The following is a 25,541-nucleotide window of genomic DNA, read 5'->3' as shown; positions in this document are numbered from 1 at the left end:
CGATCGGCACGGCTCAGGCCGTTCCGGCGACCCGGGCCAGGATCGCCTCGGCGAGCGGGCCGGGCGCGGCGTCCGGGATCCAGTGGGTCACCCCGGGCAGCGGTACGAAGCGGTAGTCGCCGCTGACATTGGGGGCGCAGGCCTCGGCGGCGGACCGGCCGATGGCGATGTCCCGGTCACTCCACACGTACGTGGTCGGCACCGCGACCGGGCCGACGGCGGCCAGGTCGGCCCGGGACATGGCCCGGTACCAGTTGAGGGCGGCGGTGAGGGCGCCCGGCTCGCGCATGGGGCCGGCGTAACGGTCCACCTGGGACCCGTCGCCCACTCCGCCGAGCATCTTGCGCAGCGCCGTCGCGTTGAACGCCAGCAGCACCTTCTCGGCCTTGCCGGGCTTGCGGAACAGCGCGATGTACGACGAGCGGGCCTTCTGCTCGGTGTCGTTGGCGAGGGCGTGCGCCATGGCCGCCGGATGCGGCACGGACACTGCGGTGAGCGTACGGACCCGCTCGGGGTGCCCGGCGGCCAGCGCCCAGGCCACGATCGCGCCCCAGTCGTGGCCGACCAGGTGGACGGCGTCCAGCCCGAGCACGTCGAGCACGGCCACCGCGTCGGCGACCAGTTCGGGAATCCGGTACGCGGCGACCGCCTCCGGCCGGGCGCCCGGCGAGTAGCCGCGCTGGTCCAGCGCGTACGTGCGCAGTCCGGCCGTGTGCAGCGCCGGGACGACCTCGTCCCACTCGCCGCTGTGCTGCGGGAAGCCGTGCAGCAGCAGGACCGGAGCACCGTCGGTCGGGCCACCGGTGCGTACCTCGAATGTGAGACCTCGCGCGTCGACCTGCATGATCGTGAGCCTACCCAGCCGGCGTCCTGCCGGCCGGGGGCGGAGACCCTCCTGCTGGGCCGTAACACCTGGTCGGTGCTAGCGTCACCGAGACAACTTCACATCCGACAGGGGAGCGCACAGCGCTGAGAGTGCGGGCACGCCCGCAGACCCTCGAACCTGATCTGGGTAATGCCAGCGCAGGGAGTTCGGTCGACCTCCAGCCGCGCCGCCGTCCGGTGCCACCGGACGCGCGGCGTGCGTCTTCTCCTGGTTCGTTCCACTGAACTGGGAGCAAACATGGACAACACCACCAACCGATGGCGGACCATCGACATCGTGGTCGCCTCGGTGATCGCAGTCGCCTTCGGCGTCATCTTCTGGGCCTGGGGCCTGGTCTGGAGCGCCACCGAGGGCGCGTTCGCCTTCTTCCCACCGGCGCAGACGCTGATCTACGGCGTCTGGCTGATGCCGGCCGTGGTCGGCGGCCTGGTCATCCGCAAGCCCGGCGCGGCGCTCTACTGCGAGGCGGTGGCGGCGGTCGTCTCCGCGCTGCTGGGCAGCCAGTGGGCCGGCACGGTGATCCCCCAGGGGATCGTGCAGGGTCTCGGCGCCGAGTTGGCCTTCGCCGCCTTCCGCTACCGGTCGTACCGGCTGCCGACCTCGGCACTGGCCGGCGCGCTGACCGGCCTCGGCGCGGCGCTGTTCGACTTCTTCGTCTGGAACGTCGAGACCGAGCTGGTCAACTACCGCATCCCGTACGCGCTGCTCACCATCGTCAGCGCCACGGTGATCGCCGGTGTCGGCGGCTGGCTGCTGACCCGGGCCCTGGCCAACACCGGCGTCCTGGACCGTTTCCCGGCAGGCCGGAACCGAGCCCTCGTCTGACCCCATCCGGCTGCGTTGATCAAGAGGTTTGCGTCAACGGGAGACGGTCATCTGACGCAAACCTCTTGATCAACAGCCTGGGCGAGGGGTGGGACGCCGGGTGGGTGGGGTGGGAGGGGGTGGGGTTGGTGGGTGAGGTTCTGCTGCGGGGGTTCGGGTGGCGGCACGCCGGGCGGCGCGCCTGGGCTGTGCGCGGGGTTGATCTGCGGGTGGAGGCCGGGGAGCGGGTCCTGCTGCTCGGTCCGTCGGGGGCCGGCAAGAGCACCCTGCTCAGCGCCCTGGCCGGGCTGCTGCCGGAGGACTCCGGCGAGCAGGAGGGCACCGTCGAGATCGACGGGCTCGACCCGCGCAAGGACCGGGAACGCGTCGGCATCGTCTTCCAGGACCCGCAGACCCAGTTGGTGATGGCCCGCTGCGGCGACGACGTCGCGTTCGGGCTGGAGAACCGGGGTGTACCCGCCGACGAGATCTGGCCCCGGGTCGACGCGGCGCTGCGTCGCGTCGGATTCCCGTACTCCCGGGACCGCAACACCGCCGCACTCTCCGGCGGCGAGCAGCAACGCCTCGCCCTGGCCGGCGCACTGGCCCTGCGCCCCGGCCTGCTGCTGCTCGACGAACCGACCGCCAACCTCGACCCGGCCGGCGCCGACCTGATCCGACGGGCGGTGGCCGGCGCACTGGACGCGGACACCACGCTGATCCTGGTCGAACACCGGGTCGCCGAGGCGCTGCCGCTGGTCGACCGGGTGGTCGTCCTGGAACCCGGCGGCGGGGTCCGCGCGGACGGGCCACCCGAGGCGGTCTTCGCCGCGCACGGCGCCGCCCTCGCCGCCGAGGGCGTCTGGGTGCCGGGTCACCCCGTCACGCCCCGGCCAGCCACCGCCGCCGCCGGGGAGGTGCTGATCACCGCCGACCGGCTCGGCCTGCCGCCCCGGCTGAGCCCCACCGACCTGGCGGTACGCGCCGGCGAGGCACTCGCCGTACGCGGCCCGAACGGCGCCGGCAAGTCGACGCTGGCACTGCTGCTCGGCGGGCTGCTCAAGCCGGGCACCGGCCGGGTGACCGCGTCCGCCGACCTGGCCGGCTCGGACCAGCGCACTCCCCCGCACCGGTGGCGGGCCCCCGCGCTGGCCCGGCGGATCGGGTCGGTCTTCCAGGATCCGGAGCACCAGTTCGTCACCAGCACCGTCTTCGACGAGTTGGCGCTCGGCCCGCGCCGGACCGGCCAACCCGACTCGACCGTCAAGGACACCGTGGCGGACCTGCTGGACAGGCTGCGGCTGACCCGGCTCGCCGCTGCCAACCCGTACACCCTCTCGGGTGGGGAGGCGCGGCGGCTGAGCGTGGCGACCGCCCTGGCCACCGCGCCACGCCTGTTGATCTGCGACGAACCCACCTTCGGCCAGGACCGACGCACGTGGCGGGAACTGGTCGACCTCTTCGCCGACCTGCGCGACGCCGGGCACGGCGTCGTCACGGTCACCCACGACGCGGATTTCGTCGCCGCGCTCGCCGACCGCACCGTCACCCTGGAGCGACCGTGACCACCCGGGGCGCCAACCTCGTCGGCGGCGCTCTCCGACCGCACCGCGATTCAGGAGCGACCGTGACCGCCCGGGGTGACATCCGATGATCAGCATCGAGTCGGTCGCCGCACCCGGAGCGCCGCTGGCCCGGCGCAACCCGGTGGCGAAGGTGGCCGCCGCGCTGATCTTCTCGTTCACCCTGCTGGCCACCCTGGACCCGGTGGCCCCGGCCATCGCCATCGCGGTCGAACTCGCCGTCCTGCCGCTGTTCGGCGTCCGCTACCGGGTGCTGGCCCGACGAGCCCTGCCCCTGCTGCTCAGCGCCACCGGCATCCTGGTCACTCTGGTGCTCTTCGCCGCCGACCGGTCCGGCCGAGTCCTGCTGGACGTCGGGCCGGTGCTGGTGACCACAGGCGTCCTGCTCACCGCGCTCGGCCTGGTGCTGCGGGTGTTCGCGGTGGCCCTGCCCGGCGTGATCGTCTTCGCCACCACCGACCCCACCGACCTTGCCGACGCGCTGATCCAGAACGCGAAGGCGCCGCCCCGGTTCGCCATCGGAGCGCTGGCCGCGTTCCGGCTGGTGCCGCTGCTCGGGCAGGAGTGGCAGATGATCAGCATGGCCCGGCGGGCGCGCGGCGTCGACGCCGGACGCAACCCGGTGGCGAAGCTGCGACTCTTCACCTCCACCGCGTTCGCGCTGCTGGTCGGGGCGATCCGCCGGGGCACCCGGCTGGCCGTCGCGATGGACGCACGCGGGTTCGACGCCGACACACCCCGTACCGTCGCCCGCCGCCAACACTTCGGCCCCGCCGACTGGCTGCTCATCGCCGGGGCCGGCGCCCTGGCCGGCGGTGCTCTGACCGTCAGCGTCCTGCTCGGCACCTTCCGCCCGTTGATCGGCTGACCACCCTCGCGGCCCCGCACCGCCGCCAATTCCTGCACCGCCGTCAATATCTGGACAACATCAGGATGTAGTGGCCTCGCTGAAGGTGGGAGGCCACTACATCCTGATGTTGCTGTCCCTGCCCGGCGCGCGTCACCGCCCGGGGCGCGTCACCGCCCGGGGCGCGGCGGGGCGGACCGGTCAGCTGCGACGGAAGGCGTAGCGGCGTGGTTGGCCGGCTTGCTGGCTCTTGCCGTTGCCGGAGCGGCCTCCACCGCCGTGCGGCGGCCCGGCCGTCGGTGCCGTCGGTCGCCCGGCCGCCTTCGGCAGGTCTGTCACCGCCAGCGCGTCGACTGCTGCCGGCACGTCGACCGGCGGTGCCAGCTCACCCAGCGGCAGCGCCGGCTCAGCCAGCACTGCCGGCAGTTGCGGCTCACCCAGCGGCAGCGCCGGCCCAGCCGGCACCACCGGCTCAACCGCGAGGCCGAGGTCCGGGCGGGTGGGTGGAAGGGGGCTGTGGTCGGCCGCCGGGTCGATGCCGAGCGGCGTCGCTCTGGGGGTACGGGACTTCTTCGGTTTGCTCCTGGCGGGCATCCGGGCCTCCTTCGGTGCCGATCGTCACGGCCGGTCCCGCGCTCCGGCGGTCGGTCGATCGGCTGCTGCTGGCCGCCGCGGCGCGGCGGTCGAACGGGGAAGGGACTGCTCACCGGGGTCGGCAGGACCAGCGCCGCGAATCGGCAGTTGGGGATGCGGGACGCCCGGGAGCGCACGGACCGCGACGCGGGGCGGCGGGCCGGCTCGGAAGTGGGGCGTCAGTAGCGCATGACCGAACACTATCGGCTGGGCGTACGCCGGCGCAGCCGAATTTCCTGGCACCATCGGCGGCATGCTTATCGCGTTCTCGGTAACCCCGCTCGGTGTCGGTGAGTCCGTCGGTGACCTGGTCGCCGAGGCGGTGCGGGTGGTCCGCGAGTCCGGGTTGCCCAACCGGACCGACGCCATGTTCACCACGATCGAGGGCGAGTGGGACGAGGTGATGGCGGTGGTCAAGCGGGCGGTCGACGTGGTGGCCACGCAGGCGCCGCGGGTGAGCGTCGTACTCAAGGCCGACGTGCGGCCCGGCGTGACCGACGCGCTCACCGCGAAGGTGGCGCACGTGGAGGACCGCCTGGCCCAGGGCTGATCGCGTCGGTCGCTGAGCCCGAGGGCCGACCGCCGGGCTGGCCGCTGGCGTCGAGGGCGCAGCGCCACCGGCCGGTGACCGACTGTTGACAGGTGTGCTCACGCTGCGCGCACCGCGATACGGTCGCAGCAGGACTGCACGACGGCGAGAGGTGGCGGCACGAATGGCTCAGCAGGCGACAGCGCAGATCGGCGTGACCGGGTTGGCGGTGATGGGCCGCAACCTGGCCCGCAACCTGGCCCGCAACGGCTTCACCGTGGCCGTGCACAACCGAACGCCTGCGCGCACTCGCAGCCTCGTCGCCGAGCACGGTGACGAGGGCACCTTCGTGCCTGGCGAGTCGATGGCCGACTTCGTGGCGTCACTGGAGCGGCCCCGCGCGGTGATCGTGATGGTCAAGGCGGGTGCGCCCACCGACGCGGTGATCGACGAGTTGGTGCCGCTGCTGGACGAGGGCGACATCATCGTCGACTGTGGCAACGCCCACTTCGCCGACACCCGTCGCCGGGAGGAGGCGCTGCGCGCGAAGGGGCTGCACTTCAGCGGCACCGGCGTCTCCGGCGGCGAGGAGGGCGCGCTGCTCGGGCCGAGCATCATGCCGGGCGGTTCGGACGAGTCGTACGCCAAGCTCGGGCCCATGTTCGAGAAGATCGCCGCGCAGGTGGACGGTGTGCCGTGCTGCACGCACGTCGGGCCGGACGGCGCCGGGCACTTCGTCAAGATGGTGCACAACGGCATCGAGTACGCCGACATGCAGCTCATCGCCGAGGCGTACGACCTGCTCCGGGCCGGCCTGGGCGCGAAGCCGGCGGAGATCGCGCAGATCTTCCGCGACTGGAACGAGGGCGAGTTGGGGTCGTTCCTCATCGAGATCACCGCCGACGTGCTCGCGCACACCGACGCGGCGACCGGCCGACCGTTCGTGGACATCGTGCAGGACCGGGCCGAGCAGAAGGGCACCGGCCGGTGGACCGTGCAGAGCGCCCTGGACCTGGGCATTCCGATCACCGGGATCGCCGAGGCGACGTTCGCCCGGTCGCTCTCCGGGCACGTCGACCAGCGCGAGGCGGCCCGTCGGGCGTTCCCGGACGCCGGTGAGAAGTGGCAGGTGGCCGACCGGGACGCGTTCGTCGAGGATGTCCGCCGGGCGCTGCTCGCTTCCAAGATCGTCGCGTACGCGCAGGGCTTCGACCACATCCGCGCCGGCAGCCAGGAGTACGACTGGAACATCGACCTCGGCGGCACGGCGACGATCTGGCGGGGCGGCTGCATCATCCGCGCCCGCTTCCTGAACCGGATCCGCGAGGCGTACGACGAGCAGCCCGACCTGCCGACGCTGCTCGTGGCGCCGTACTTCGCCGAGGCGGTCAGCGCCGGCGTGCCGAGCTGGCGGCGAGTGGTGGCCGACGCGACCCGGGCCGGGGTGCCGACGCCGGCGTTCTCGTCGTCGCTGGCGTACTTCGACGCGCTGCGCGCCGAGCGGCTCCCCGCCGCGCTGATCCAGGGGCTGCGGGACGACTTCGGCGCACACACCTACCAGCGGGTCGACCGCGAGGGCTCGTTCCACACCACCTGGGCCGGCGACCGCACCGAATCCCCCGCCTAGCCCTCACACACACCCCGCCCCACCCCGCACGCCCTCCACCCCGCCGCCCCGCACGCCCTCCACCCGCGATCTTGCACTTTCGGACCCCTGGATGCGGCTTATGTCCCGTCATGCCGGGGCAGCGAGTGCAAGATCGCGGGGACGGGCTCGCGGGGACGGGCTCGCGGGGACGGGTGCGCGGGGACGGGTGGGCGGGGACGGGCTCGCGGGGACGGGCTCGCGGGGACGGGCTCGCGGGGAGACGTCGGGCGGGGCGGATCAGGTGACGGTGGCGTGCATCTCCCAGACGAGGATTTCGGCGGGCTCGGCGGCGGTGACCCGGCGTCCGCCGGTCCTGGTGAGTCGGGCCGCGTCGCCGGTGCCGAGCGGGCCACTGCCCTCCAGGGTCACCGTGCCGTTGGGCACGTACAGGTGCACGAAGGGCGCGTCCGGGAGGGTGACCTCGTCGCCGGGGGCGAGGCGGGCGGCGTGCAGGGTGGCGTACCGGTTGCGGATCCGGATCGCGGACGCGCCGTCGTAGCGGTCCATCCCGGAGGCGATCGGCACCAGGCCGCCACGGAGCAGCTCGTCCTCGATCTCCAGTTGCTCGTAGCCGGGGTCGACGCCCTCCTCGTCGGGGAGCACCCACATCTGCACGAAGTGGACCGGGTCGGTGTGCGGCTCCTGGTTGTTGAGTCGCCAGGCGTCGTTCTTCTCCGAGTGCAGGATGCCGGTGCCGGCGCTCATCCGCTGCGCCAGACCCGGGTAGATCACGCCGGAGTGACCGGTGGAGTCCTGGTGCACCAGGGAGCCGCGCAGCACCCAGGTGACGATCTCCATGTCCTCGTGCGGGTGGGTCTCGAAGCCGGCGCCGGGGCGGACCACGTCGTCGTTGTTGACCAGCAACAGACCGTGGTGGGTGTTGGCCGGGTCGTAGTGCCGCGAGAACGAGAACGAGTGCTTCGAATCCAGCCAGGAGATCCGGGTGGCGAAGCGGTCCTCGGCGCGGCGCAGGTCGACCGCGGGTGCGGGCGCGGTCACCAGGCCCGCTGCCCGGCGTCGGGGGTCGGCGGCGCCCAGGTGAGGGCCGGCTCACCGGTGGCCAACTCGGCGATCTCGCCGGTGCGCAGTTGGGGCGTGTGGCCGAACTCCGCGCAGTGCTGCTCGGCGATCTCGGCGCAGATCGCTGCCACCTGTTCGCAGATCGGGTCACCCAGGTCGGCCGCGTTCAACGCCATGATCATCTTGTACCGGAGATCCCGCATATCCACCCCAACCCCCACAGTCCCGCCACCTCCGGACCCTACCCGCAGCGATCCCCGACACCCGGCAAAACCCACGCACCCACCCACGGGCAACCCGCACCGCCCGAGCGCGTCGATCATGGAGTTGTGGTGGTGAACAGAAGTCGCGAAAGCACCTGAATCGGCCACCACAACTCCATGATCGACTGGGTCGGGGGTCGGGGGCGCGAGCGGGGACGGGGGCGCGGGGCGCGGGCGGTCGGTCTTGGACGCGGCGCGGCGCCGCCCGCACGGGTGCGGGCGGCGCCGTTGGGGTCGGGGGTTAGAAGAACCGGCGGCGCTTGGCCTTCTGGGGGCGGATCAGGTCGGCACCCCGGGTCAGCAGCCGACTCGCCCCGGAGGGACCACGCCGGGCCTCCAGGGTGTGGCTGAGGCGGCGGGCACCGGCCGCGGCCACTGGCACCGCGATCGCCATCACCGCCCACTGTGCAATGCGCTTCTGGATCATGTGGGTTCACCTCCGTCAGTGGCTCCTGACGTTTCTGGTACCCACTGTGACGTGCCGGTAAGCCTCTCAGCCCACCGGGGCGACCGGGTTGGGCAGCGCACCGCCGAACCGTCGGTCCCGCTGGGCGTACAGCTCGCACGCGTACCAGAGGTGACGACGGTCGAAGTCCGGCCAGAGCGTGTCCAAAAAGACCAACTCGGCGTACGCGGTCTGCCAGAGCAGGAAATTGGAGATCCGCTCCTCGCCGGAGGGGCGCAGGAACAGGTCCACCTCCGGGATCTCCGGGTGGTAGAGGTATTTCGCCACGGTCTTCTCGGTGACCTTCGCCGGATCCAGCCGGCCGGCCGCCACGTCCCGGGCGATCGCGGCGGCGGCATCGCCGATCTCGGCCTGCCCGCCGTAGTTGACGCAGAACTGAAGCGTCAGCGTCGAATTGCCCTGGGACATCTCCTCGGCGGTCTGCAACTCGGAGATGACGCTCTTCCACAACCGGCCGGGCCGACCCGACCAGACCACCCGCACGCCGAGGTCGACCAGTTGGTCGCGACGCCGACGGATGACGTCCCGGTTGAACCCCATCAGGAACCGGACCTCGTCGGGCGAGCGCCGCCAGTTCTCGGTGGAGAACGCGTACGCCGACAGGTAGGGGATGCCCATCTCGATGGCGCCCTCGATGGTGTCGAAGAGGCTGTGTTCCCCCGCCTCGTGGCCCTTGGTGCGGGGCAGCCCGCGCTCCTTGGCCCACCGCCCGTTGCCGTCCATCACCACGGCCACGTGCTTCGGCACCGCCTCGGTGGGCAGCGCCGGCGGCCGGGCACCCGACGGGTGCGGTGTCGGTGGTGTCGGCTCGCGCCGGCCGGCCTTCTTCGATCGGATCACTCGGTCACTCCCTGCTCGCGCCGTCCGCCCCGGCCTCGACGTCGCCACGTGGCCGGAGCACCACGGCCCCGGTGCCATCCGGCGGCGAGGCCGTGCCGGCCGCCGAGGGACCCCGGTCGACCAGCGGCAGCGAGCGTAGCGCGCGTTCCAGGTGCCACTGCAGGTGCGCCGCGACCAGCCCGCTGCACTCCCGGCGTACACCGGTCTCGGTGGCGTCGGCGACCACCCAGTCACCGGTGGCCAACGCGGACATCAGGTCGATGGTGGCCGGCGCGGGGTGGGCCGCGCCGGGTGGCCGGCAGTCCGGGCAGACCGCGCCGCCGGCCGGTACGGAGAACGCGCGGTGCCGCCCGGGTGTGCCGCAGACCGCGCAGGCGATCAGCGCCGGCGCCCAGCCCGCCAGGGCCATCCCGCGCAGGAGGTACGCGTCGAGCACGAGGGTGGTGGCGTGCTCGCCCCGGGACAGCGCCTTCAGCGCGCCCACGGTGAGCTGGAACAGCCGCAGCGACGGCTCCCGCTCGACCGGCGTCAGCCGCTCGGCGGTCTCGGCGATCGCGCTGGCCGCCGTGTAGCGGGGATAGTCCCCGAGGAACCGCTTGCCGTACAGCTCGATGCCCTCGACCTGGCTGACGGTGTGCAGCGAGCTGCCGTGGTTGCCCTTGGGATCACCGGCGAGTTGCAGGTCGACGTGACCGAACGGCTCCAGCCGGGCACCGAACTTGCTGGTGGTGCGCCGGACTCCCCGGGCCACCGCGCGCAGCCGGCCGTGCCGTCGGGTGAGCAGAGTGATGATCCGGTCGGACTCGCCGAGCTTCTGCACACGCAGCACCACCGCGTCGTCGCGGTAGAGCTGTCGGCGGTACCCGGCCATCGGGCCATTCTCCCTCGGGGTGCGAAATCAGGGTTGCTTCGGGGTGGACGCACGGAAGTTCCCTGATGCACGCGGATCTCCGCCGGCCGTAGCGTGCTCACCATGGCACAGCACCGGATCACCGCCGCCCCTCGCCGTCGGACCACCTTGTCCGTCGCGTGGGGGTTGGCCACCACCCTCATCCTGCTCTCCGCGTGTGACAACCTGGCCTTCCGCCGGCTCGACTACGACAACACCGAGGCGGTGAAGATCACCAACATCCAGGTACGGGGAGGCTCCGGCGACGTGGTGGTCCGGGGCACCGGCCCGGACACCGAAGTGCGGATCAAGCGGGTGGTGCGTTACCAGGGCGGCGAGCCCAAGACACGGTACGAGATCAAGGGCAGCGAACTGGTGCTCGACAGCGACTGCGGCAACCGGTGCAGCGTCTCCTACGACGTGACCGTTCCGCCGGGCGTGACCGTGCAGGGTGAGGGCGGCTCCGGCAACGCCGAGCTGAGCCGGGTCGGCGCGGTGAAGCTGCGGCTGGGCTCGGGCGACGTGCGGATCGCCAACGCCTCCGGGGCGATCGACGTGGAGACCGGTTCCGGCAACATCGAGGTGAACGAGGCCAGCGCGGCGGTACGGCTGCGGGCGGGGTCCGGCGACGTCAACGCCCGCCGCGTGAACGGCGCGACGGACGCGGAGGCCGGCTCGGGCAACGTCACCATCGAACTGGACACGCCCGCCTCGGCCCGGGTGCACACCTCCAGCGGAAACGCCACCCTGCTGGTGCCGGCCGGCAGCTACCGGGTGCGCTCCAGCACCGGCTCCGGGGAGGCGGTGGTCAGCGTCGCCAACGACCCGACCGCGTCCCTGGTGCTCGACGGTTCGGCCGGCAGCGGCAACGTCACGATCAGCCAGCGTTGATCTCGGCGCTGGCCGCCTCCCCGGGCACCCGCTGCATCGGTACGCCCGTGGCCTCGCCGGACCGTTCCGCCGACTCGGCGTCGGACCGACCCAACGGGTCGACGCCGGAGCGGATCGGCGGATCGGTCGGGCGCGGCGGGCCGTACGGGATCAGCTCCGGGCGGCGACGGGCCGCGACATCCTCGACCCAGCCGACGGCCAGGGTGACCAGCCCGACCAGCCCGAAGACCAGCAGCACCCGGATGGCCAGTCCCAACGGGTCCTGGTGGGACCAGCCGACGACATCGACCAGCGGGGTGAGTGCCACCACGAATGGCATGTGCCAGAGATAGATGGTGAGCGCCCGTCGGTTGACCACCGTCACGGCCCGGTCGGCCAGCCTGCTGCGCGTCAGCCAGGCGATGCCGGCCGGCGCTCGACCCAGCACGATCAGGATGAACGCCGCCGACCAGAGGGCGTTGCCGAGATGGTTGTCGTTGAGGTCGTACCCCCGGGGGCCGGGATGCGCGAGGAGCCAGGCCCCGCCGACCAGCGCGAGGACCGACGCCAGCGGGTACAGGATCCGGCCGGCGAGCCGTCGCAGCATCCCGGCGTGGTGGGCGAAGCCGAGCAGCCACGCGCCGAAGTACAGCCCGAACTCACGCAGCACCGCCGGGGGCGCCTGGTAGATGCCCACCTCGATCGCCACCAGCAGCAGGTACGGGGCGAGCAGGGTGGGCAGCGGAGCCTTGCGGAACAGCCAGAACGCGACAGGCGAGGCGAGCACGAACCACAGGTAGTCGCGCAGGTACCAGATGACGCTCAGCGCGAGAGCACCCCAGTGGTTGGCCGGCGGGTCCGCGATCGGGAACAGCCACAGCAGCACCCGAGGTGACAGCGACAGCCCGGTGAACAGCATGGCCGGCACGAAGACCACCGCCAGCACCCACAGCGACGGCAGCAGCCGGCGCAGCCGGCGACCGACCGCCACCGGGCCGGAGCGGGTAAGCGAGGCGGCCATCAACGAACCGGCCAGCGCGAACATCACCGACATGGCAGGGAAGACGAGGGTGAGAGTCGCCCACCCGGTGACGTGGTAAACGACTACTCGGACGATGGCCAGGAAACGGAGCAGATCGAGATACCTGTTGCGCATCAGCCTGCATCTGGGTCGGGGACGCGGGGGGTGGTACTCCCCTACCCTTCGCGGTGTCGCCGCTAAACGGTACCGACCCCGGCTAAACGTGAATCATCCCATACGCCCGACCGAAAACGACTTTGTCCGACAGCGCACCCACCGACCGGATTGGGCGGACCCGGCCGGGCTCGGCGGAACGGCGTCAGAACCCCAGCTTGCGCAACTGCTTCGGGTCGCGCTGCCAGTCCTTCGCCACCCGGACGTGCAGGTCCAGATAGACCCGGGTGCCGAGCAGCTCCTCGATCTGCCGGCGTGCGGTGGTGCCGACCTCCTTGAGCCGGCTCGCCTTGTGACCGAGCACGATCGCCTTCTGGCTGGGTCGTTCCACGTACAGGTCGGCGTAGATCTTCGTGAGCTGACCCTCGGGGATCATCTCCTCCACCACCACGGCGATCGAGTGCGGCAACTCGTCACGGACCCCCTCCAGGGCGGCCTCCCGGATCAGCTCCGCGACCAGCACCTGCTCCGGGTCGTCGGTCAGCATGTCGTCGGGATAGAGCTGCGGCGACGGCGGCAGATATTTCGTCATCACGTCGACCAGCGTGTCCACCTGGTGCCCGGAGACGGCGCTCACCGGCACGATCTCGGCGAACTCCCCCATCTCGCTGACCGCGAGCAACTGCTCCGCCAGCCGGCGCTTGTCCACCAGGTCGGTCTTGGTGACCACGGCCAGCACGGTCGCCTTCAACTCCGCCAGCTCACCGCTGATGAACCGGTCACCGCGACCCACCGGCTCGTCGGCCGGGATGCAGAGACCGATCACGTCGACCTCCGTCCAGGTGGACCGGACCAGGTCGTTGAGGCGCTCACCGAGCAGCGTGCGCGGGCGGTGCAGGCCCGGCGTGTCGACCAGGACCAACTGCGACTCCGGCCGGTGCAGCACCGCCCGGATGACGTGGCGGGTGGTCTGCGGCTTGTTCGAGGTGATCGCGATCTTGGTGCCGACGATGGCGTTGGTCAGCGTGGACTTGCCCGCGTTGGGCCGGCCCACGAAACAACCGAAACCCGCCCGGTACGGGCGCGGCTCCGGATCCCGCACGGGGCTCACTCGGTCACCGTGCCCAGAACGGTGCCGTCCGGCGCGGCCACGTGGATCGGCGCGTCCGCGGTGAGGTCACGGACGGCGGCATGCCCGGCGCCGTCCAGCGTCGACGCCTCGGTCACCACGACCGCCGCCTCCAGCCGGCTCGCCCCGGCCGCCACGGCCGAGGCCACCGCCAACTGCAGGGCGGTGAGCGTCAGTGAGGGCAACGCGATGCTGGCCGCCGCGTACGTCCGGCCGTCGGAGTCCCGGACCGCGGCGCCCTCCACGGCGCCGACCCGTCCGCGGGCTCCCCGGGCCAGGACGACGAGCTTGCCGTCCTCGGCACTCAGCGGTGCCGGCGCGGTGGGGGTGGGCCGGGCGGGGGGCGCGGCGGGTGTGTCAGGCATCGGCGGGTTGCCTCTCCTCGTCTCGATAATGGTCCGGGTCGTCCCCGGGACCGGCCTGCTCGCCGCGCCCCGAGGTGTCCTGCTCGCCGCCCGGCTCCAACCTGCTGACCAGGACGGTGTCGATCCGGTTGCGCCGGCCGGTGGTGCCCTCGGCGACCAGCCGGAGGCCGGCCACCTCGGCCTGCGCCCCGGGGATCGGCACCCGCCCAAGCGACTGGGCGAGCAGACCACCGACCGTCTCCACCTCGTCGGTGGGCAGATCGGTGTCGAACATCTCGCCAAGGTTCTCCACCGGCAGGCGTGCGGTGACCCGCACCGAGGAGTCCCCGAGGCGTTCGACCGGCGGGCGTTCGACATCGTACTCGTCGGTGATCTCGCCGACGATCTCCTCCAGGATGTCCTCGATGGTGACCAGGCCGCCGGTGCCGCCGTACTCGTCGACCACGATGACCAGGTGGCTGCGGGCCGCCTGCATCTCCGACAGCAGGTCGTCGACCGGCTTGGACTCCGGCACGAAGGTGGCCGGGCGCATCAACTCGGCCACCGGCAACTGCTCGGCATCCGGGTCGCCGCCCCGGGACCGGCGGATCAGATCCTTGAGGTAGAGCACACCCAGCACGTCGTCGACGCTCTCGCCGATCACCGGAATGCGGGAGAACCCGGAACGCAGGAAGAGCGCCAGCGCCTGCGCGAGCGTCTTGCCCTCCTCGATCCACACCATCTCGGTACGCGGCACCATCACCTCACGGGCGATGGTGTCGCCGAGCGCGAAGACCGAGTGGATCATCTGGCGTTCGCCGTGCTCTACGACGCCGCGCTGCTCGGCCAGGTCGACCAGCTCACGCAGCTCCACCTGACTGGCGAACGGCCCCTCGGGGAAACCGCGCCCCGGGGTGACCGCGTTGCCGATCAGGATGAGCAGCGACGCGAGTGGGTTGAGCGCACGGCCCAGCCAGCGGACCAGCGGCGCCACCGCCCGCCCCACGGCGTACGCGTGCTGCCGGCCGATGGTGCGCGGGGCGACACCGACCACCACGAAGCTCACCACGGCCATCGCGCCGGCGGTGACCAGCGCGGCACGCCAACCGGCGCCGAAGCTGTCCACCGCGACCAGCGCCACCAGCGTGGTGGCGGTCAGCTCGGCGAGGAGCCGCAGCAGTAGCAGCAGGTTGAGGTGCCGGACGACGTCGCCGGCCACGACCTGGAGGGTGCGGGCACCGCGTACGCCGTCCCGGGCCAACTCGGCGGCCCGGGCCGGGGAGACCGCGGCGAGCGCCGCCTCGGTCATCGCGATCAGACCGGCCAACACCACCAGGCCGGCCGCGAAGAAGATCAGTTGCAGGTCGGGAAGGCCGGCGGGGCCGACCGCAAGCAATGGAGTGGACATCACTGGGTGCGGGTCGACCGCCAGCTCGCCAGCAGGCGGGCCTGGAGCGCGAACATCTCCCGCTCCTCCTCCGGCTCGGCGTGGTCGTAGCCGAGCAGGTGCAGCACCCCGTGCACGGTGAGCAGGTGCAGCTCGTCGGCCGGGGCGTGCCCGGCGGTCGCCGCCTGCTTGGCCGCGACCTCGGGGCAGAGCACGATGTCACCGAGCAGGGCCGGCTCACCGCCGGCGGGGGCGGTCTCGCCCGGGCCGTGGTCGACGCTTCCCTCGTCCATCGGGAAGGCGAGCACGTCGGTCGGGCCGTCGCCACCCATCCAGCGGTGGTTCAGCTCGGTCATGTAGTCGATGTCGACCAGCAGCACGGACAACTCGGCGAGGGGGTTGACCCCCATCTCGTCGAGGGCGTGCCGGGCGACAGCGAGCACGGCGTCGGTGTCAACCTCGACACCGGACTCGTTGGCGATCTCGATGGACAACTGCTTTCCTCTGCTTTAGCGGCGGCGGCCGGCCCGGCCGCCCTGGGCGGGTCGCCCGGGCACGGCATGGACGCCCTGCGCCTGCTGGGTTTCCCGCTCGGCATCCCAGCGGGCGTACGCGTCGACGATCTCCCCAACCAGTCGGTGGCGGACCACGTCGGAGCTGGACAACTGGGAGAAGTGCACGTCCTCGACGTTCTCCAGGATCTCCCGAACCACCCGCAGGCCGCTGCTCGTCCCGCCGGGAAGGTCCACCTGGGTGATGTCACCGGTCACGACGATCTTGGAGTTGAAGCCGAGCCGGGTGAGAAACATCTTCATCTGCTCGGGCGTCGTGTTCTGCGCCTCGTCCAGGATGATGAACGCGTCATTAAGCGTTCTGCCCCGCATGTACGCCAGGGGTGCGACCTCGATCGTGCCCGCGGCCATCAGCTTCGGGATCGACTCGGGGTCGAGCATGTCGTGCAGCGCGTCGTACAGCGGGCGCAGGTACGGGTCGATCTTCTCGTTGAGCGTGCCGGGCAGGAAGCCCAGCCGCTCGCCCGCCTCGACCGCCGGCCGGGTCAGGATGATCCGGTTGACCTGCTTGGCCTGCAACGCCTGGACGGCCTTCGCCATCGCCAGGTAGGTCTTGCCGGTGCCGGCCGGGCCGATGCCGAAGACGATGGTGTGCGAGTCGATCGCGTCGACGTACCGCTTCTGCCCGAGCGTCTTGGGGCGGATGGTGCGGCCGCGACGGGAGAGGATGTCGAGGGTCAGGACCTCGGCGGGCCGCTCGGCGCTGCCCTGCTCGAGCATGCCGACGGTACGCCGGACGGCGTCAGTGGTCAGGGTCTCGCCTTTCTCGATGAGTTCGAGCAGCTCACTGAAGACCCGCTCGGCGAGGGCGTTGTCGGCGGGGGCGCCGGTGATGGTGATCTCGTTGCCCCGCACGTGCACGTCACTGGTGACCGAGCGCTCGACGAGGCGCAGGATCTCGTCGCCCGCGCCGAGCAGATTGACCATGATCTTGGGGTCGGGCACGGTGATCCTGGTCTGCACCCGGGGAGTGCCGGGAGGTGGGGTGCCGGTCATAAGTTGGGCCGAAGGGCCCTGCGCACCTGCTCTCGATCTCGGGCGCCGGCCCTGCTGGCACGGCGTGCGGACGTTGCAGCCATCGTATCCGTTCAACGCGGGACGCATCGCGCCCATTTCCGCTGGCCGCGATCAACTCCCGGCCCGGAAGTCGTACCGGTCGAAGGTCTCCTGGTGGCGGGTGAACCGGTAGGTCGCCCAGTGCATCCGGACCACCGCTCCGGCGTCGTCCCGGGTCAGCCTCAACAGCTCGCCCGACTCCCGGCCGGAGACGGTACGGAACACGTCCGGCCGGTCCGGCAACGGGGCGAAGACCGCTGGTGGACGCCCCGCCGGATCGCCGGCCCCGCGCGCCCGCAGCGTGCCGTCGTGCCAGGAGAAGACGTACTCGAAGCCCTCGCCCCACCAGCGGCCGAGCACACCCCGCAGGGCCGCCGGAGGGGGTGCGCCGGGCCGCCACGGCTCGATGTCGGCGGGGTCGTGCTCGACCGCCTGGGCGAGCAGCCGGTGCGGCAGGTCGAGCAGTTCCGCCGCCGTCCCGGAGGAGCCGAGCACCGCGGCGCCCATCGCGCCGGCCGTGCCGTCGCCGCCCCGACGGCCGTACACGGCTGCCAGGAAACCGGGCATCGCCCCGTCGTGCCCCACGTGCACCACACGCTCGCCCTGCGGGACGAGGATCAGCCCGAGCCCGAAGCCGGCGCCCCAGAGCGTCTCGTCGGTCGTCGTCAGGGGCCAGCGCATCTCGTCCAGGGTGCCGGGGGCGAGCACCGCACCGGACGGGTCGAGCGCCGCCGGATCGGCGAGGAACGCCGCCCAGCGGGCCATGTCGGTGGCGGTGCTCCAGAGCTGGGCGGCCGGACCGACCGCGCCGAAGTCGGTCGGTGGCTCGGGGTGGGCCTCGTCGGAGTACGCGTCGACCAGGAACCCGGTCGCCGCCGTCGGCTCGGGGGTCACGGTGGTGTCGGTCAGCCCGAGCGGCGTCAACACCCGCTCGGCGAGCACCTCCGCCCAGGTGCCGCCGCGCAGCCGGGCGACCAGCAGGCCGAGCACGGCCACACCGAGGTTGGAGTAGTGGAACCGGCGGCCTGCGGGCAGCACCCGCTCGGCCCGGTCCAGCTCGGCCACCAACCGTTCGGCGTCGGGCGCGGCCAGGGTGTCCCAGACGTCGCCGAACGGCTCACGTTGCAGGCCGCCGGTGTGCGACAGCAGCCGTCGTACGGTCAGCTCACCGTGCGCTGGCAGGTCCAGGTGCCGGCCCACCGGATCGTCCAGGTCCAGCAGCCCGTCGTCGCGGCACTGGAGGGTGAGGGCCGCCGTGAACGTCTTGGTGACCGAGCCGATCCGGAACTGGGTGCGCGGCCCCAGCGCGCGGTCGGTGCCTGTGTCGCCGACGGTGCAGGTCCACAGCGGCCGGTCGGCCCGGTGCAGCGCGGCCGACAGCGCCGGCACCCGGGCGTCGGCCTGCACCCGCTGGACCAGCCGGCCCAACCGGTCGTGCACGTCGGGGCCGGCCGTCACGCCAGGTCCCGGGCGAGCATCGGGCCGAGCGGCGTGCCACCGAACAGGTGCGCGTGCACGTGGAACACCTCCTGCCCGCCGTACGCCCCGGTGTTGAACATCAGCCGGAAACCGTCACCGAGCAGGCCCTCGTCCTCGGCCACCGCGGCGGCCGTGGCCAGCACCTCACCGGCGAGCCCGGGGTCACCTTCGGCGAGGGTGGCGACGTCGGCGTAGTGCTCCTTCGGAATGACCAGAACGTGCACCGGCGCCTTCGGGTCGATGTCGCGGAAGGCGAGCGTCGTGGCGGTCTCCCGGACCACGGTGGCCGGGATCTCCCCGGCGACGATGCGGCAGAACAGGCAGTCGGATCCCATCCGGGCAGTGTAAGGAAGGGGCCCTTCGGGGCACGCGCGGCTCCTGGGGCAGGATGGCCGCCATGACTGCTCGGGCCGTACTGGTGACCGGTTCCTCGCGTGGCATCGGCGCGGCGGTGGCGATGGCGTTCGCGGCCGGCGGTGACCGCGTGGCGATCCACCACCGCGACTCCGCCGACGCGGCCGAGGAGCTGCGCGCGCGACTGCCGGGTACGGGGCACGTGGTGGTCCGCGCCGACCTCACCGACCCGGACGCGGTCCGGGCCATGGTCGACCGGGCCGCCGAACTGCTCGGCGGGCTGGACGTCCTGGTCAACAACGCCGGGATGTACGGCGACCGGGACGACCCGCACCCGGTCTTCGGCACCTCCTACGAGCAGTGGCAGCGGCGCTGGCGGCAGGTGCTGGAGACCAACCTGACCGGCGCCGGCAACGTCACCTGGTGTGCCGCCCAGCACATGCGCGACGGCGGTGGCCGCATCGTCAACGTCTCGTCGCGGGGCGCGTTCCGGGGCGAGCCGGACCAGCCGGCGTACGGCGCCAGCAAGGCGGGGCTGAACGCGTTGGGCCAGTCCCTCGCCGTGGCGCTCGCGCCGTACGGGATCGCGGTCGCCACCGTCGCGCCCGGCTTCGTGGCGACCGACATGACCACCGAGCACCTCCGCGGTGAGCAGGGCGCGGCGATCCGGGCGCAGAGCCCGTTCGACCGGGTGGCCCGGCCGGAGGAGATCGCCGCAGCCGTGCACTGGCTGGCGTCGCCGGACGCGGAGTGGGCCTCCGGCACCATCCTCGACCTGAACGGCGCGTCCTACCTGCGCAGCTGACCACGCACGTACGGCTACCAGCGGCCGAGGCGGGTGGCGAGCACGCTGAGCGCGGCCACGCCGGCCGTGGAGGTGCGCAGCACCTCCGCTCCGAGCCGCACCGGGCGACCGCCGGCCGTCCGGAAGGCGGTCAGCTCGGCCGAATCGATGCCACCCTCCGGGCCGACCACCAGGACGATCTCACCGGCGGTCGGCAGGTCGGCGGTGGTCAGCCGCTCGTCGGCCTCCTCGTGCAGCACGAACCCGGCGGCGGCGCCGGCGATCCGGCGGGCCACCGTCGCGGTGGACTCGTCCGGTGCCCCGGCCACGACCGGCAGCCAGGGCCGGCGCGCCTGTTTGGCCGCCTCCCGCGCGGTGGCCACCCACTTCTCCCGGGCGCGTACGCCCCGGTCGCCGCGCCACTGGGTCACCGAACGGGACGCCGCCCAGGGCACGATCTCGTCCACCCCGACCTCGGTCATCGCCTGCACGGCCAGCTCACCCCGGTCGCCCTTGGCGATGCCCTGGACGGTCACCAGCCGGGGTACGGGCGCGTCCGCGTACCCCCGGGAGGTGATGGTGAGTTCCAGGTTGCCCCGGCCGACGGCGGTGACCACCGCGGCGGCCGTGCCGCCCCGGCCGTCGGCGAGCAGCAACTCCTCGCCGACCCGCAGCCGCTGCACGGTGGCGGCGTGGTGCCCCTCCGGGCCGTCCAGGGTCAGCGCGTCGCCGGTGGGCAGCGCCTCGACCAGGAACAGCGGCGCGGACACCTCAGGCGTGCCCGTTGAACGCGTCGCGCATCCGGGAGAAGAAGCCGCCCTGCTTGCTCAGCTCGGCGACCTCCTCGCCCCGGGTCTTGGCGAAGTCGCGCAGCATGCGCTCCTGGTCCGGGTCGAGCTTGGTCGGCGTCCGGACGTCGAGGTGCACGTAGAGGTCGCCCCGGCCGGTGCCACGCAGGTGCGGCACACCCCGGGCGCGCAGCCGCAGCGTGCTGGCCGGTTGGGTGCCGGCCTTGACGTCGACGGTCTCCTCGCTGTCCAGCGTCTTGATGGTGAGCCGGGTGCCCAGCGCGGCGGCGGTCATCGGCACGGTGACCCGGCAGTGCAGGTCGTCACCCTTGCGCGAGTAGACGTCGTGCGGCCGCTCGTGGATCTCGACGTAGAGGTCACCGGCGGTGCCGCCACCCGGGCCGACCTCGCCCTGCTGGGCCAGCCGGATCCGCATGCCGTCCTCGACGCCGGCCGGGATCTTGACGGTCAGCGAGCGTCGGGTACGCACCCGGCCGTCACCGGCGCAGGTGGGGCAGGGGTGCGGGATGGTGGTGCCGTAGCCCTGGCAGACCGTGCACGGCCGGGCGGAGACCACCTGGCCGAGGAAGGTGCGCTGCACCGACTGCACCTCGCCCCGACCGGCGCACGCCTCGCAGGTGGCCAGGTGGGTGCCGGCCGCCGTGCCTGCGCCCGAGCAGGTGGTGCAGAGCACCGCCGTGTCGACGGTGATCGGGGCCTCGACGCCGAACGCCGTCTCGTGCAGGTCCAGTTCGAGCCGCAGGATCGCGTCGGCGCCCGGACGGGTCCGCGGACGGGGGCCACGGGCGCCGCCCGCCGCGCCGCCGAAGAACGCGTCCATGATGTCCTGGAAACCGACGAATGGGCCGGCTCCACCCGGGCCACCCGGGCCGCCGGCGCCACCGCCGCCCGGGGCGAGCGGGTCGCCGCCCAGGTCGACGATCTGCCGCTTGCGGTCGTCCGAGAGGACCTCGTACGCGGCGTTGATGTCCTTGAACTTCTCCTGAGCCTCCGGGTCCGGATTGACGTCCGGGTGGAACTGGCGCGCCAACTTGCGGTAGGCGCGCTTGATCTCGTCATCGGAGGCTTCCCGGCTGACACCGAGAATGCCGTAGTAGTCCCTGGCCACTGCGTTCCGTGTCCTCATGTTCGTCTCGCGTTGCGCCGACCGGCGGCCGCAGCCGGCCGTCGGCCCTGACCAATCAGTTCTGGGCCAGCAACTCGCCCACGTAGCGTGCCACGGCGCGCACCGTGGCGATGTTGCCGGGGTAGTCCATCCGGGTCGGCCCCAGCACCCCGAGGCCGCCGACGATGGTGCTGCCCGGGCCGTACCCGGTGCTGACCACGGAGGCGGCGCGGAGGTTGTCGAACTCGTTCTCGTCGCCGATCAGCACCCGGGTCGCGCTCGGCTCGGTCTCGCCGATGAGCTTGAGCAGCACGACCTCCTCCTCCAGGGCTTCGAGGATCGGTCGCAGGGAGCCCTGGAAGTCCAGCAGGCCGCCCCGGGTGAGGTTGGCGGTGCCGGCCAGCGCGATGCGTTCCTCGTGCCGCTCGACGAGCGTTTCCAGCAGCACGGTGGCGAGGGTCGTCATCATCGGACGCAGCCCGGCCGGCGCCTCCTCGACCAGCGCCTGCACCAGCGGCGGCGTATCGGACAGCCGCGCGCCGGCGAGCTTTTCGTTTACCAGCCGACGCACGTCGGTGACGTCGTCGGCGGAAACCGGCCCGGGCAGCTCGACCAGCCGCTGCTCGACGCGACCGGTGTCGGCGATCATGACGAGCATCAGCCGGGTGGTGGAGATCGGCACCAGCTCCAGGTGCCGCACCGAGGAGCGGGCCAGGCTCGGGTACTGCACGACGGCGACCTGGCGGGTCAACTGGGCGAGCAACCGGACTGTGCGGTGCACCACGTCGTCCAGGTCGACCGCGCCGACCAGGAAGCGTTCGATGGCCCGGCGCTCGGCCGGGCTGAGCGGCTTGACGCGGGACAGCCGGTCGACGAAGAGCCGGTAGCCACGGTCGGTGGGCACCCGACCGGCACTGGTGTGCGGCTGCCGGATGTAGCCCTCCTCCTCCAGCACGGCCATGTCGTTGCGGACCGTGGCCGGGGAGACCCCGAGCTGGTGACGCTCGACCAGCGCCTTGCTGCCGACCGGCTCCTGCGTGGAGACGTAGTCCTCGACGATGGCGCGGAGCACGGCGAGCTTTCGGTCGTCGAGACCCATCCTCCGCACCTCCTGTCGCACGTCGGCCGCCGGCCCGACAGGGGCCGGCGGACCGTCCTGGCACTCGACTGTAACGAGTGCCAGTCTACGTCGGCACGCCCACCGACGCGATGATCAAGTGCTGCGCTGTTCGTTCCTGCTGCCCGTTCAGCCGGGCGGGCTCGGCGGTGTCGCTCTGGTGCGGCGTTGCCACCCACCCCTACCGTGGCAGCATGACTGAACCACCTCGCCCACCCGGTGCGGGAGATCCTGGCGGCTACCCGCCGGAGCCGACCTCCCCGGGCACGCCCTACTCGCCCGAGCCGCCCACCGCACCACTGTCCGGGGCACCCGGCTCGGGCGGCTATCCCCCAGCCGGTGGCTATCCGCCGCCCACTGGTGACCAACCGCCGTCAGGTGGCTACCCTCCGCCCGGTGGCTACCCTCCAGCGGGTGGTTATCCCCCGCCCGGTGGCTACCCGCCGGGTGGTCCCACTGGCGGCTATCCGACCGGCGGCGGCTACGGCGGCCCGGGCGGCGGCTACGCCAACAACGAGGACAAGACCTGGGCGCTGGTCGCGCACTTCGGCGGTGCCGCTGGCGCGCTGATCAGCTTCGGCCCGCTGGGCTTCGTCGCCCCGCTCATCGCCTTCCTGGTCCGCGGTAACCAGTCGCCGACCGTGCGGGCGCACGCCCTGGCCGCGTTGAACTTCCAGATCCTCTGGTCGATCATCGCGTTCGTGTTGCTCTTCGTGAGCTGGTGCCTGCTCTTCCTGCCCAGCATCGCGGTCGTGGTGATCCAGATCCTGTTCGGGATCATCGCCGGCATGAAGGCGAACGAGGGCAGCCCCTACCGCTACCCGATGTCGGCCAACTTCATCAAGTGAACCGGGTCGGCCGCTACCCCGGCCGGCCCGGCGCACTGCCGTCGGCCGGGGAGCGCCGGCTCAGGGCAGCAGGTCGCGGACCACGGCGTCGGCGAGCAGTCGGCCGCGCAGGGTGAGCACCGCCCGGCCAGCCGCGTAGTCCTCCGCGGCCAGCAGGCCCTCGGCCAGCGCCCGCTCGGCGCCGGCCCGGCCGACGGCGTCGAGCACCGCCAGCGGCAGGCCGCTGGCGAGCCGCAGCCGCAGCATCACGTCCTCCATGTGCGCCTCGTCGGCGGTGAGCACCTCACGGGCCAGGCCGGGTGACGCGCCGGCGGCGAGCCGCTGGGCGTACGTCGTGGGGTGCTTGACGTTCCACCAGCGCACCCCGCCGACGTGGCTGTGCGCCCCCGGGCCGAGCCCCCACCAGTCCGCGCCGGTCCAGTACAGCAGGTTGTGCCGGCACCGGGCGTCGTCGGTGCGAGCCCAGTTGGAGACCTCGTACCAGGACAGGCCGGCCGCGTCGAGGGCGGCCTCCGCGGCCAGGTAGCGGTCCGCGGCGACGTCGTCACTGGGGTACGCCAACTCGCCGCGCCGCATCCGGGCGGCCAGTCGGGTGCCGTCCTCCACGATCAGGGCGTACGCGCTGACGTGGTCCACCCCGGCGGCGACCACCTGCTCCAGCGAGGCGGCGAAGTCCTCGGCCCGCTCCCCCGGCGTGCCGTAGATCAGGTCCAGGTTGACGTGCTCGAAGCCGGCGTCGCGCGCCTCCAGGGCGGCGGCGGTGGCCCGACCGGCGCTGTGTTTGCGGTCGAGGATCGCCAGCACACCCGGGGAGGCGGACTGCATGCCCAGCGAGATCCGGGTGTAGCCGGCCGAGCGCAGCAGCTTCAACGATTCCGGGGTGACCGACTCCGGGTTGGCCTCGGTGGTCACCTCCGCGTCGGCGGCCAGCCCCCAGGTGCGGTCGATGCCGTCCAGGATGCGGGCCAGGTCGTCGGCGGGGAGCAGGGTGGGCGTGCCGCCGCCGACGAAGACCGTGTCGACCCGGGGCGGCGGGCTGTCACCGAGCACCCGGGCAGCGAGCGCCAGCTCGGCGAGCACCGTGTCGGCGTACCCCTCGCGGCTGGCGCCGCCGCCCAACTCGGCGGCCGTGTACGTGTTGAAGTCGCAGTAGCCACAGCGGCTGGCGCAGAACGGCACGTGCACGTACACGCCGAAGCCGCGCTGACCGACCGTTCCGGTGGCGGCGGTGGGCAGCGAACCGTCGACGGGAACGGTTTCACCATCTGGAAGGACGCCGGGCATGGCCACTAGTGTGCCCGGCATGACCTCTCCCGACGTCCTCGTGCGGGTCGCCACGGCCCGTGGGGTGACCACCCTCACCCTGGACAGCCCGCACAACCGCAACGCGCTCTCCACCGCCCTGATGACCCAGCTGCTGGCCGGGCTGGCCGAGGCGGTCGCCGACGACGCGGTCCGGGTGATCGTGCTCGACCACACCGGCCCGGTCTTCTGCTCCGGTGCGGATCTGAAGGAGACCGCCATGGCGTACGCCAGCGGGACGGTTCCGGCCGCGATGCTGGGTGACGTGCTGACGGCGCTCTGGGAGTGCCCGAAGCCGGTGCTGGCCCGCGTCGCCGGGCCGGCGCGGGCCGGTGGGCTGGGCCTGATCGCGGCCGCCGACCTGGCGGTCTGCGCCGAGCAGGCCACGTTCGCGTTCACCGAGGTGCGGATCGGCGTGATCCCGGCGGTGATCTCGGCGACCGTGCTGCCCCGACTGCACCCGCGTGCCGCCGCCGAGCTGTACCTGACCGGGGACACCTTCGACGGCCGGCGGGCCGCCGAGATCGGCCTGGTCACCGCCGCCGTGCCGGCCGACGAGTTGGACGCGACGGTGGCCCGGTACTGCGACTCGTTGGTACGCGGCGCGCCGGCAGCGTTGGCCGGCGCGAAGGAGTTGCTGCGCCGGCCGGGCACCGCCGAGCTGCGCGAGGACCTGGCCCGGCTGTCGGCGCTGTCGACCGGCTACTTCCTCTCCGACGAGGGGCGCGAGGGGATCATGGCGTTCCGGGAGAAGCGGGACGCCGCCTGGGTGCCCGGTGCTGACGCGGATCACGCCGGGTAGGACCGAGGGCCGCCGGGACGCCGCCTCCGCTCGGCGACGC

Annotated in this window: 28 protein-coding genes and 1 riboswitch; of the genes, 9 read left to right on the top strand and 19 right to left on the bottom strand. The window is 72.6% G+C overall.

Going from position 1 to position 25,541, the window contains the following annotated elements; genetic code table 11:
- Positions 1-13 precede the first annotated feature (13 nt).
- Positions 14-844: an alpha/beta fold hydrolase gene (locus ABZ780_RS12915; protein WP_357485945.1), complete on the bottom strand. Its 831-nt coding sequence runs from the start codon at positions 842-844 to the stop codon at positions 14-16.
- 99 nt (positions 845-943) lie between these two features.
- Positions 944-1,048: riboswitch (TPP riboswitch) on the top strand.
- A 75-nt stretch (positions 1,049-1,123) separates the two neighbouring features.
- Here ABZ780_RS12915 and ABZ780_RS12910 point away from each other — a divergent pair.
- From ABZ780_RS12910 to ABZ780_RS12900, 3 genes are all read left to right on the top strand, one after another.
- Positions 1,124-1,711: an ECF transporter S component gene (locus ABZ780_RS12910; protein WP_357485943.1), complete on the top strand. Its 588-nt coding sequence runs from the start codon at positions 1,124-1,126 to the stop codon at positions 1,709-1,711.
- Between the two features lie 128 nt (positions 1,712-1,839).
- Complete coding sequence (locus tag ABZ780_RS12905) at positions 1,840-3,255, top strand: ABC transporter ATP-binding protein (RefSeq protein ID WP_357485941.1); 1,416 nt, start codon at positions 1,840-1,842, stop codon at positions 3,253-3,255.
- 85 nt (positions 3,256-3,340) lie between these two features.
- Positions 3,341-4,141, top strand: a complete 801-nt coding sequence (locus ABZ780_RS12900) for an energy-coupling factor transporter transmembrane component T (protein ID WP_357012689.1) — start codon at positions 3,341-3,343, stop codon at positions 4,139-4,141.
- A gap of 180 nt (positions 4,142-4,321) precedes the next feature.
- Here the strand turns inward: ABZ780_RS12900 and ABZ780_RS12895 are convergent, their stop codons facing one another.
- Positions 4,322-4,714 carry a hypothetical protein gene (locus tag ABZ780_RS12895; RefSeq protein ID WP_357012687.1) on the bottom strand — a complete coding sequence of 131 codons (393 nt, stop codon included), beginning with the start codon at positions 4,712-4,714 and terminating at the stop codon, positions 4,322-4,324.
- A gap of 292 nt (positions 4,715-5,006) precedes the next feature.
- Between ABZ780_RS12895 and ABZ780_RS12890 the strand changes: the two genes are divergently transcribed.
- Positions 5,007-5,303, top strand: coding sequence for an MTH1187 family thiamine-binding protein (locus ABZ780_RS12890; protein ID WP_357012686.1), 297 nt, complete (start codon positions 5,007-5,009; stop codon positions 5,301-5,303).
- A gap of 163 nt (positions 5,304-5,466) precedes the next feature.
- Positions 5,467-6,909: an NADP-dependent phosphogluconate dehydrogenase gene (gene gndA, locus ABZ780_RS12885; protein WP_357012685.1), complete on the top strand. Its 1,443-nt coding sequence runs from the start codon at positions 5,467-5,469 to the stop codon at positions 6,907-6,909.
- Positions 6,910-7,167: 258 nt separating this feature from the next.
- Here the strand turns inward: gndA and ABZ780_RS12880 are convergent, their stop codons facing one another.
- The 5 genes from ABZ780_RS12880 to recO form a co-directional block, all read right to left on the bottom strand.
- Entirely contained in the window at positions 7,168-7,929 is a 762-nt protein-coding gene (locus ABZ780_RS12880; protein WP_357485939.1) for a pirin family protein, read from the bottom strand.
- The gene (locus ABZ780_RS12875; protein WP_357485937.1) at positions 7,926-8,126 is read right to left on the bottom strand and encodes a thioredoxin reductase; all 201 of its coding nucleotides are present in this window, start codon (positions 8,124-8,126) and stop codon (positions 7,926-7,928) included. Before ABZ780_RS12875 ends, ABZ780_RS12880 begins: the two co-directional genes overlap by 4 nt.
- A 328-nt stretch (positions 8,127-8,454) precedes the next feature.
- A complete protein-coding gene (locus ABZ780_RS12870) occupies positions 8,455-8,640 on the bottom strand; it encodes a hypothetical protein (protein ID WP_357012681.1) in 186 nt (61 codons plus the stop codon).
- A gap of 66 nt (positions 8,641-8,706) precedes the next feature.
- Positions 8,707-9,519 carry an isoprenyl transferase gene (locus tag ABZ780_RS12865; protein ID WP_357485935.1) on the bottom strand — a complete coding sequence of 271 codons (813 nt, stop codon included), beginning with the start codon at positions 9,517-9,519 and terminating at the stop codon, positions 8,707-8,709.
- Between the two features lie 4 nt (positions 9,520-9,523).
- Positions 9,524-10,390: a DNA repair protein RecO gene (gene recO / locus ABZ780_RS12860; protein WP_357012678.1), complete on the bottom strand. Its 867-nt coding sequence runs from the start codon at positions 10,388-10,390 to the stop codon at positions 9,524-9,526.
- 102 nt (positions 10,391-10,492) lie between these two features.
- On the opposite strand from recO, the gene ABZ780_RS12855 reads away from it, so the two are divergent.
- Entirely contained in the window at positions 10,493-11,299 is an 807-nt protein-coding gene (locus tag ABZ780_RS12855; RefSeq protein ID WP_357485933.1) for a DUF4097 family beta strand repeat-containing protein, read from the top strand.
- Here ABZ780_RS12855 and ABZ780_RS12850 read toward each other — a convergent pair.
- The 8 genes from ABZ780_RS12850 to ABZ780_RS12815 form a co-directional block, all read right to left on the bottom strand.
- Positions 11,286-12,434: an acyltransferase gene (locus tag ABZ780_RS12850; protein ID WP_357485931.1), complete on the bottom strand. Its 1,149-nt coding sequence runs from the start codon at positions 12,432-12,434 to the stop codon at positions 11,286-11,288. The two genes, ABZ780_RS12855 and ABZ780_RS12850, sit on opposite strands and share 14 nt — an antisense overlap.
- 184 nt (positions 12,435-12,618) lie before the next feature.
- Entirely contained in the window at positions 12,619-13,524 is a 906-nt protein-coding gene (era, locus tag ABZ780_RS12845; protein ID WP_357012673.1) for a GTPase Era, read from the bottom strand.
- Positions 13,521-13,907 (bottom strand): cytidine deaminase, encoded by a 387-nt coding sequence (locus ABZ780_RS12840; protein WP_357485929.1) that lies wholly within the window; start codon positions 13,905-13,907, stop codon positions 13,521-13,523. The genes era and ABZ780_RS12840 overlap by 4 nt, the downstream gene beginning before the upstream one ends.
- Positions 13,900-15,294 carry a hemolysin family protein gene (locus tag ABZ780_RS12835; RefSeq protein ID WP_357485927.1) on the bottom strand — a complete coding sequence of 465 codons (1,395 nt, stop codon included), beginning with the start codon at positions 15,292-15,294 and terminating at the stop codon, positions 13,900-13,902. Before ABZ780_RS12835 ends, ABZ780_RS12840 begins: the two co-directional genes overlap by 8 nt.
- Positions 15,294-15,767 (bottom strand): rRNA maturation RNase YbeY, encoded by a 474-nt coding sequence (gene ybeY, locus ABZ780_RS12830; RefSeq protein WP_357012670.1) that lies wholly within the window; start codon positions 15,765-15,767, stop codon positions 15,294-15,296. The genes ABZ780_RS12835 and ybeY overlap by 1 nt, the downstream gene beginning before the upstream one ends.
- Before the next feature lie 15 nt (positions 15,768-15,782).
- Positions 15,783-16,841: a PhoH family protein gene (locus ABZ780_RS12825; RefSeq protein WP_357012669.1), complete on the bottom strand. Its 1,059-nt coding sequence runs from the start codon at positions 16,839-16,841 to the stop codon at positions 15,783-15,785.
- Between the two features lie 132 nt (positions 16,842-16,973).
- Positions 16,974-18,359, bottom strand: coding sequence for a serine hydrolase domain-containing protein (locus ABZ780_RS12820; RefSeq protein WP_357485925.1), 1,386 nt, complete (start codon positions 18,357-18,359; stop codon positions 16,974-16,976).
- The gene (locus tag ABZ780_RS12815) at positions 18,356-18,715 is read right to left on the bottom strand and encodes a histidine triad nucleotide-binding protein (RefSeq protein WP_357012665.1); all 360 of its coding nucleotides are present in this window, start codon (positions 18,713-18,715) and stop codon (positions 18,356-18,358) included. Before ABZ780_RS12815 ends, ABZ780_RS12820 begins: the two co-directional genes overlap by 4 nt.
- 62 nt (positions 18,716-18,777) lie before the next feature.
- Between ABZ780_RS12815 and ABZ780_RS12810 the strand changes: the two genes are divergently transcribed.
- Positions 18,778-19,539 (top strand): SDR family oxidoreductase, encoded by a 762-nt coding sequence (locus ABZ780_RS12810; RefSeq protein ID WP_357485923.1) that lies wholly within the window; start codon positions 18,778-18,780, stop codon positions 19,537-19,539.
- Positions 19,540-19,553: 14 nt separating this feature from the next.
- Here ABZ780_RS12810 and ABZ780_RS12805 read toward each other — a convergent pair whose 3' ends face one another.
- The 3 genes from ABZ780_RS12805 to hrcA form a co-directional block, all read right to left on the bottom strand.
- Positions 19,554-20,288, bottom strand: a complete 735-nt coding sequence (locus ABZ780_RS12805) for a 16S rRNA (uracil(1498)-N(3))-methyltransferase (RefSeq protein WP_357485922.1) — start codon at positions 20,286-20,288, stop codon at positions 19,554-19,556.
- 1 nt (position 20,289) lies between these two features.
- Positions 20,290-21,435 carry a molecular chaperone DnaJ gene (gene dnaJ / locus ABZ780_RS12800; RefSeq protein WP_357012720.1) on the bottom strand — a complete coding sequence of 382 codons (1,146 nt, stop codon included), beginning with the start codon at positions 21,433-21,435 and terminating at the stop codon, positions 20,290-20,292.
- A 73-nt stretch (positions 21,436-21,508) separates the two neighbouring features.
- On the bottom strand, positions 21,509-22,531 hold the full coding sequence (gene hrcA / locus ABZ780_RS12795) for a heat-inducible transcriptional repressor HrcA (RefSeq protein ID WP_357012662.1): 1,023 nt from the start codon (positions 22,529-22,531) through the stop codon (positions 21,509-21,511).
- Between the two features lie 212 nt (positions 22,532-22,743).
- Between hrcA and ABZ780_RS12790 the strand changes: the two genes are divergently transcribed.
- Positions 22,744-23,397 (top strand): DUF4870 domain-containing protein, encoded by a 654-nt coding sequence (locus tag ABZ780_RS12790; protein WP_357012661.1) that lies wholly within the window; start codon positions 22,744-22,746, stop codon positions 23,395-23,397.
- Positions 23,398-23,457: 60 nt separating this feature from the next.
- On the opposite strand, the gene hemW is transcribed toward ABZ780_RS12790, so the two are convergent.
- Positions 23,458-24,681 carry a radical SAM family heme chaperone HemW gene (gene hemW / locus ABZ780_RS12785; protein WP_357486390.1) on the bottom strand — a complete coding sequence of 408 codons (1,224 nt, stop codon included), beginning with the start codon at positions 24,679-24,681 and terminating at the stop codon, positions 23,458-23,460.
- A 19-nt stretch (positions 24,682-24,700) separates the two neighbouring features.
- On the opposite strand from hemW, the gene ABZ780_RS12780 reads away from it, so the two are divergent.
- Positions 24,701-25,501 (top strand): enoyl-CoA hydratase family protein, encoded by an 801-nt coding sequence (locus ABZ780_RS12780; protein WP_357012660.1) that lies wholly within the window; start codon positions 24,701-24,703, stop codon positions 25,499-25,501.
- Positions 25,502-25,541: the final 40 nt, after the last annotated feature.

The sequence above is a fragment of the Micromonospora sp. NPDC047467 genome, assembly GCF_040643095.1.
Taxonomy (GTDB): Bacteria; Actinomycetota; Actinomycetes; order Mycobacteriales; family Micromonosporaceae; genus Micromonospora.
The sequence above is the reverse complement of the archived record's forward strand: the minus strand, read 5'-3'. Positions and strand labels throughout refer to the sequence as shown.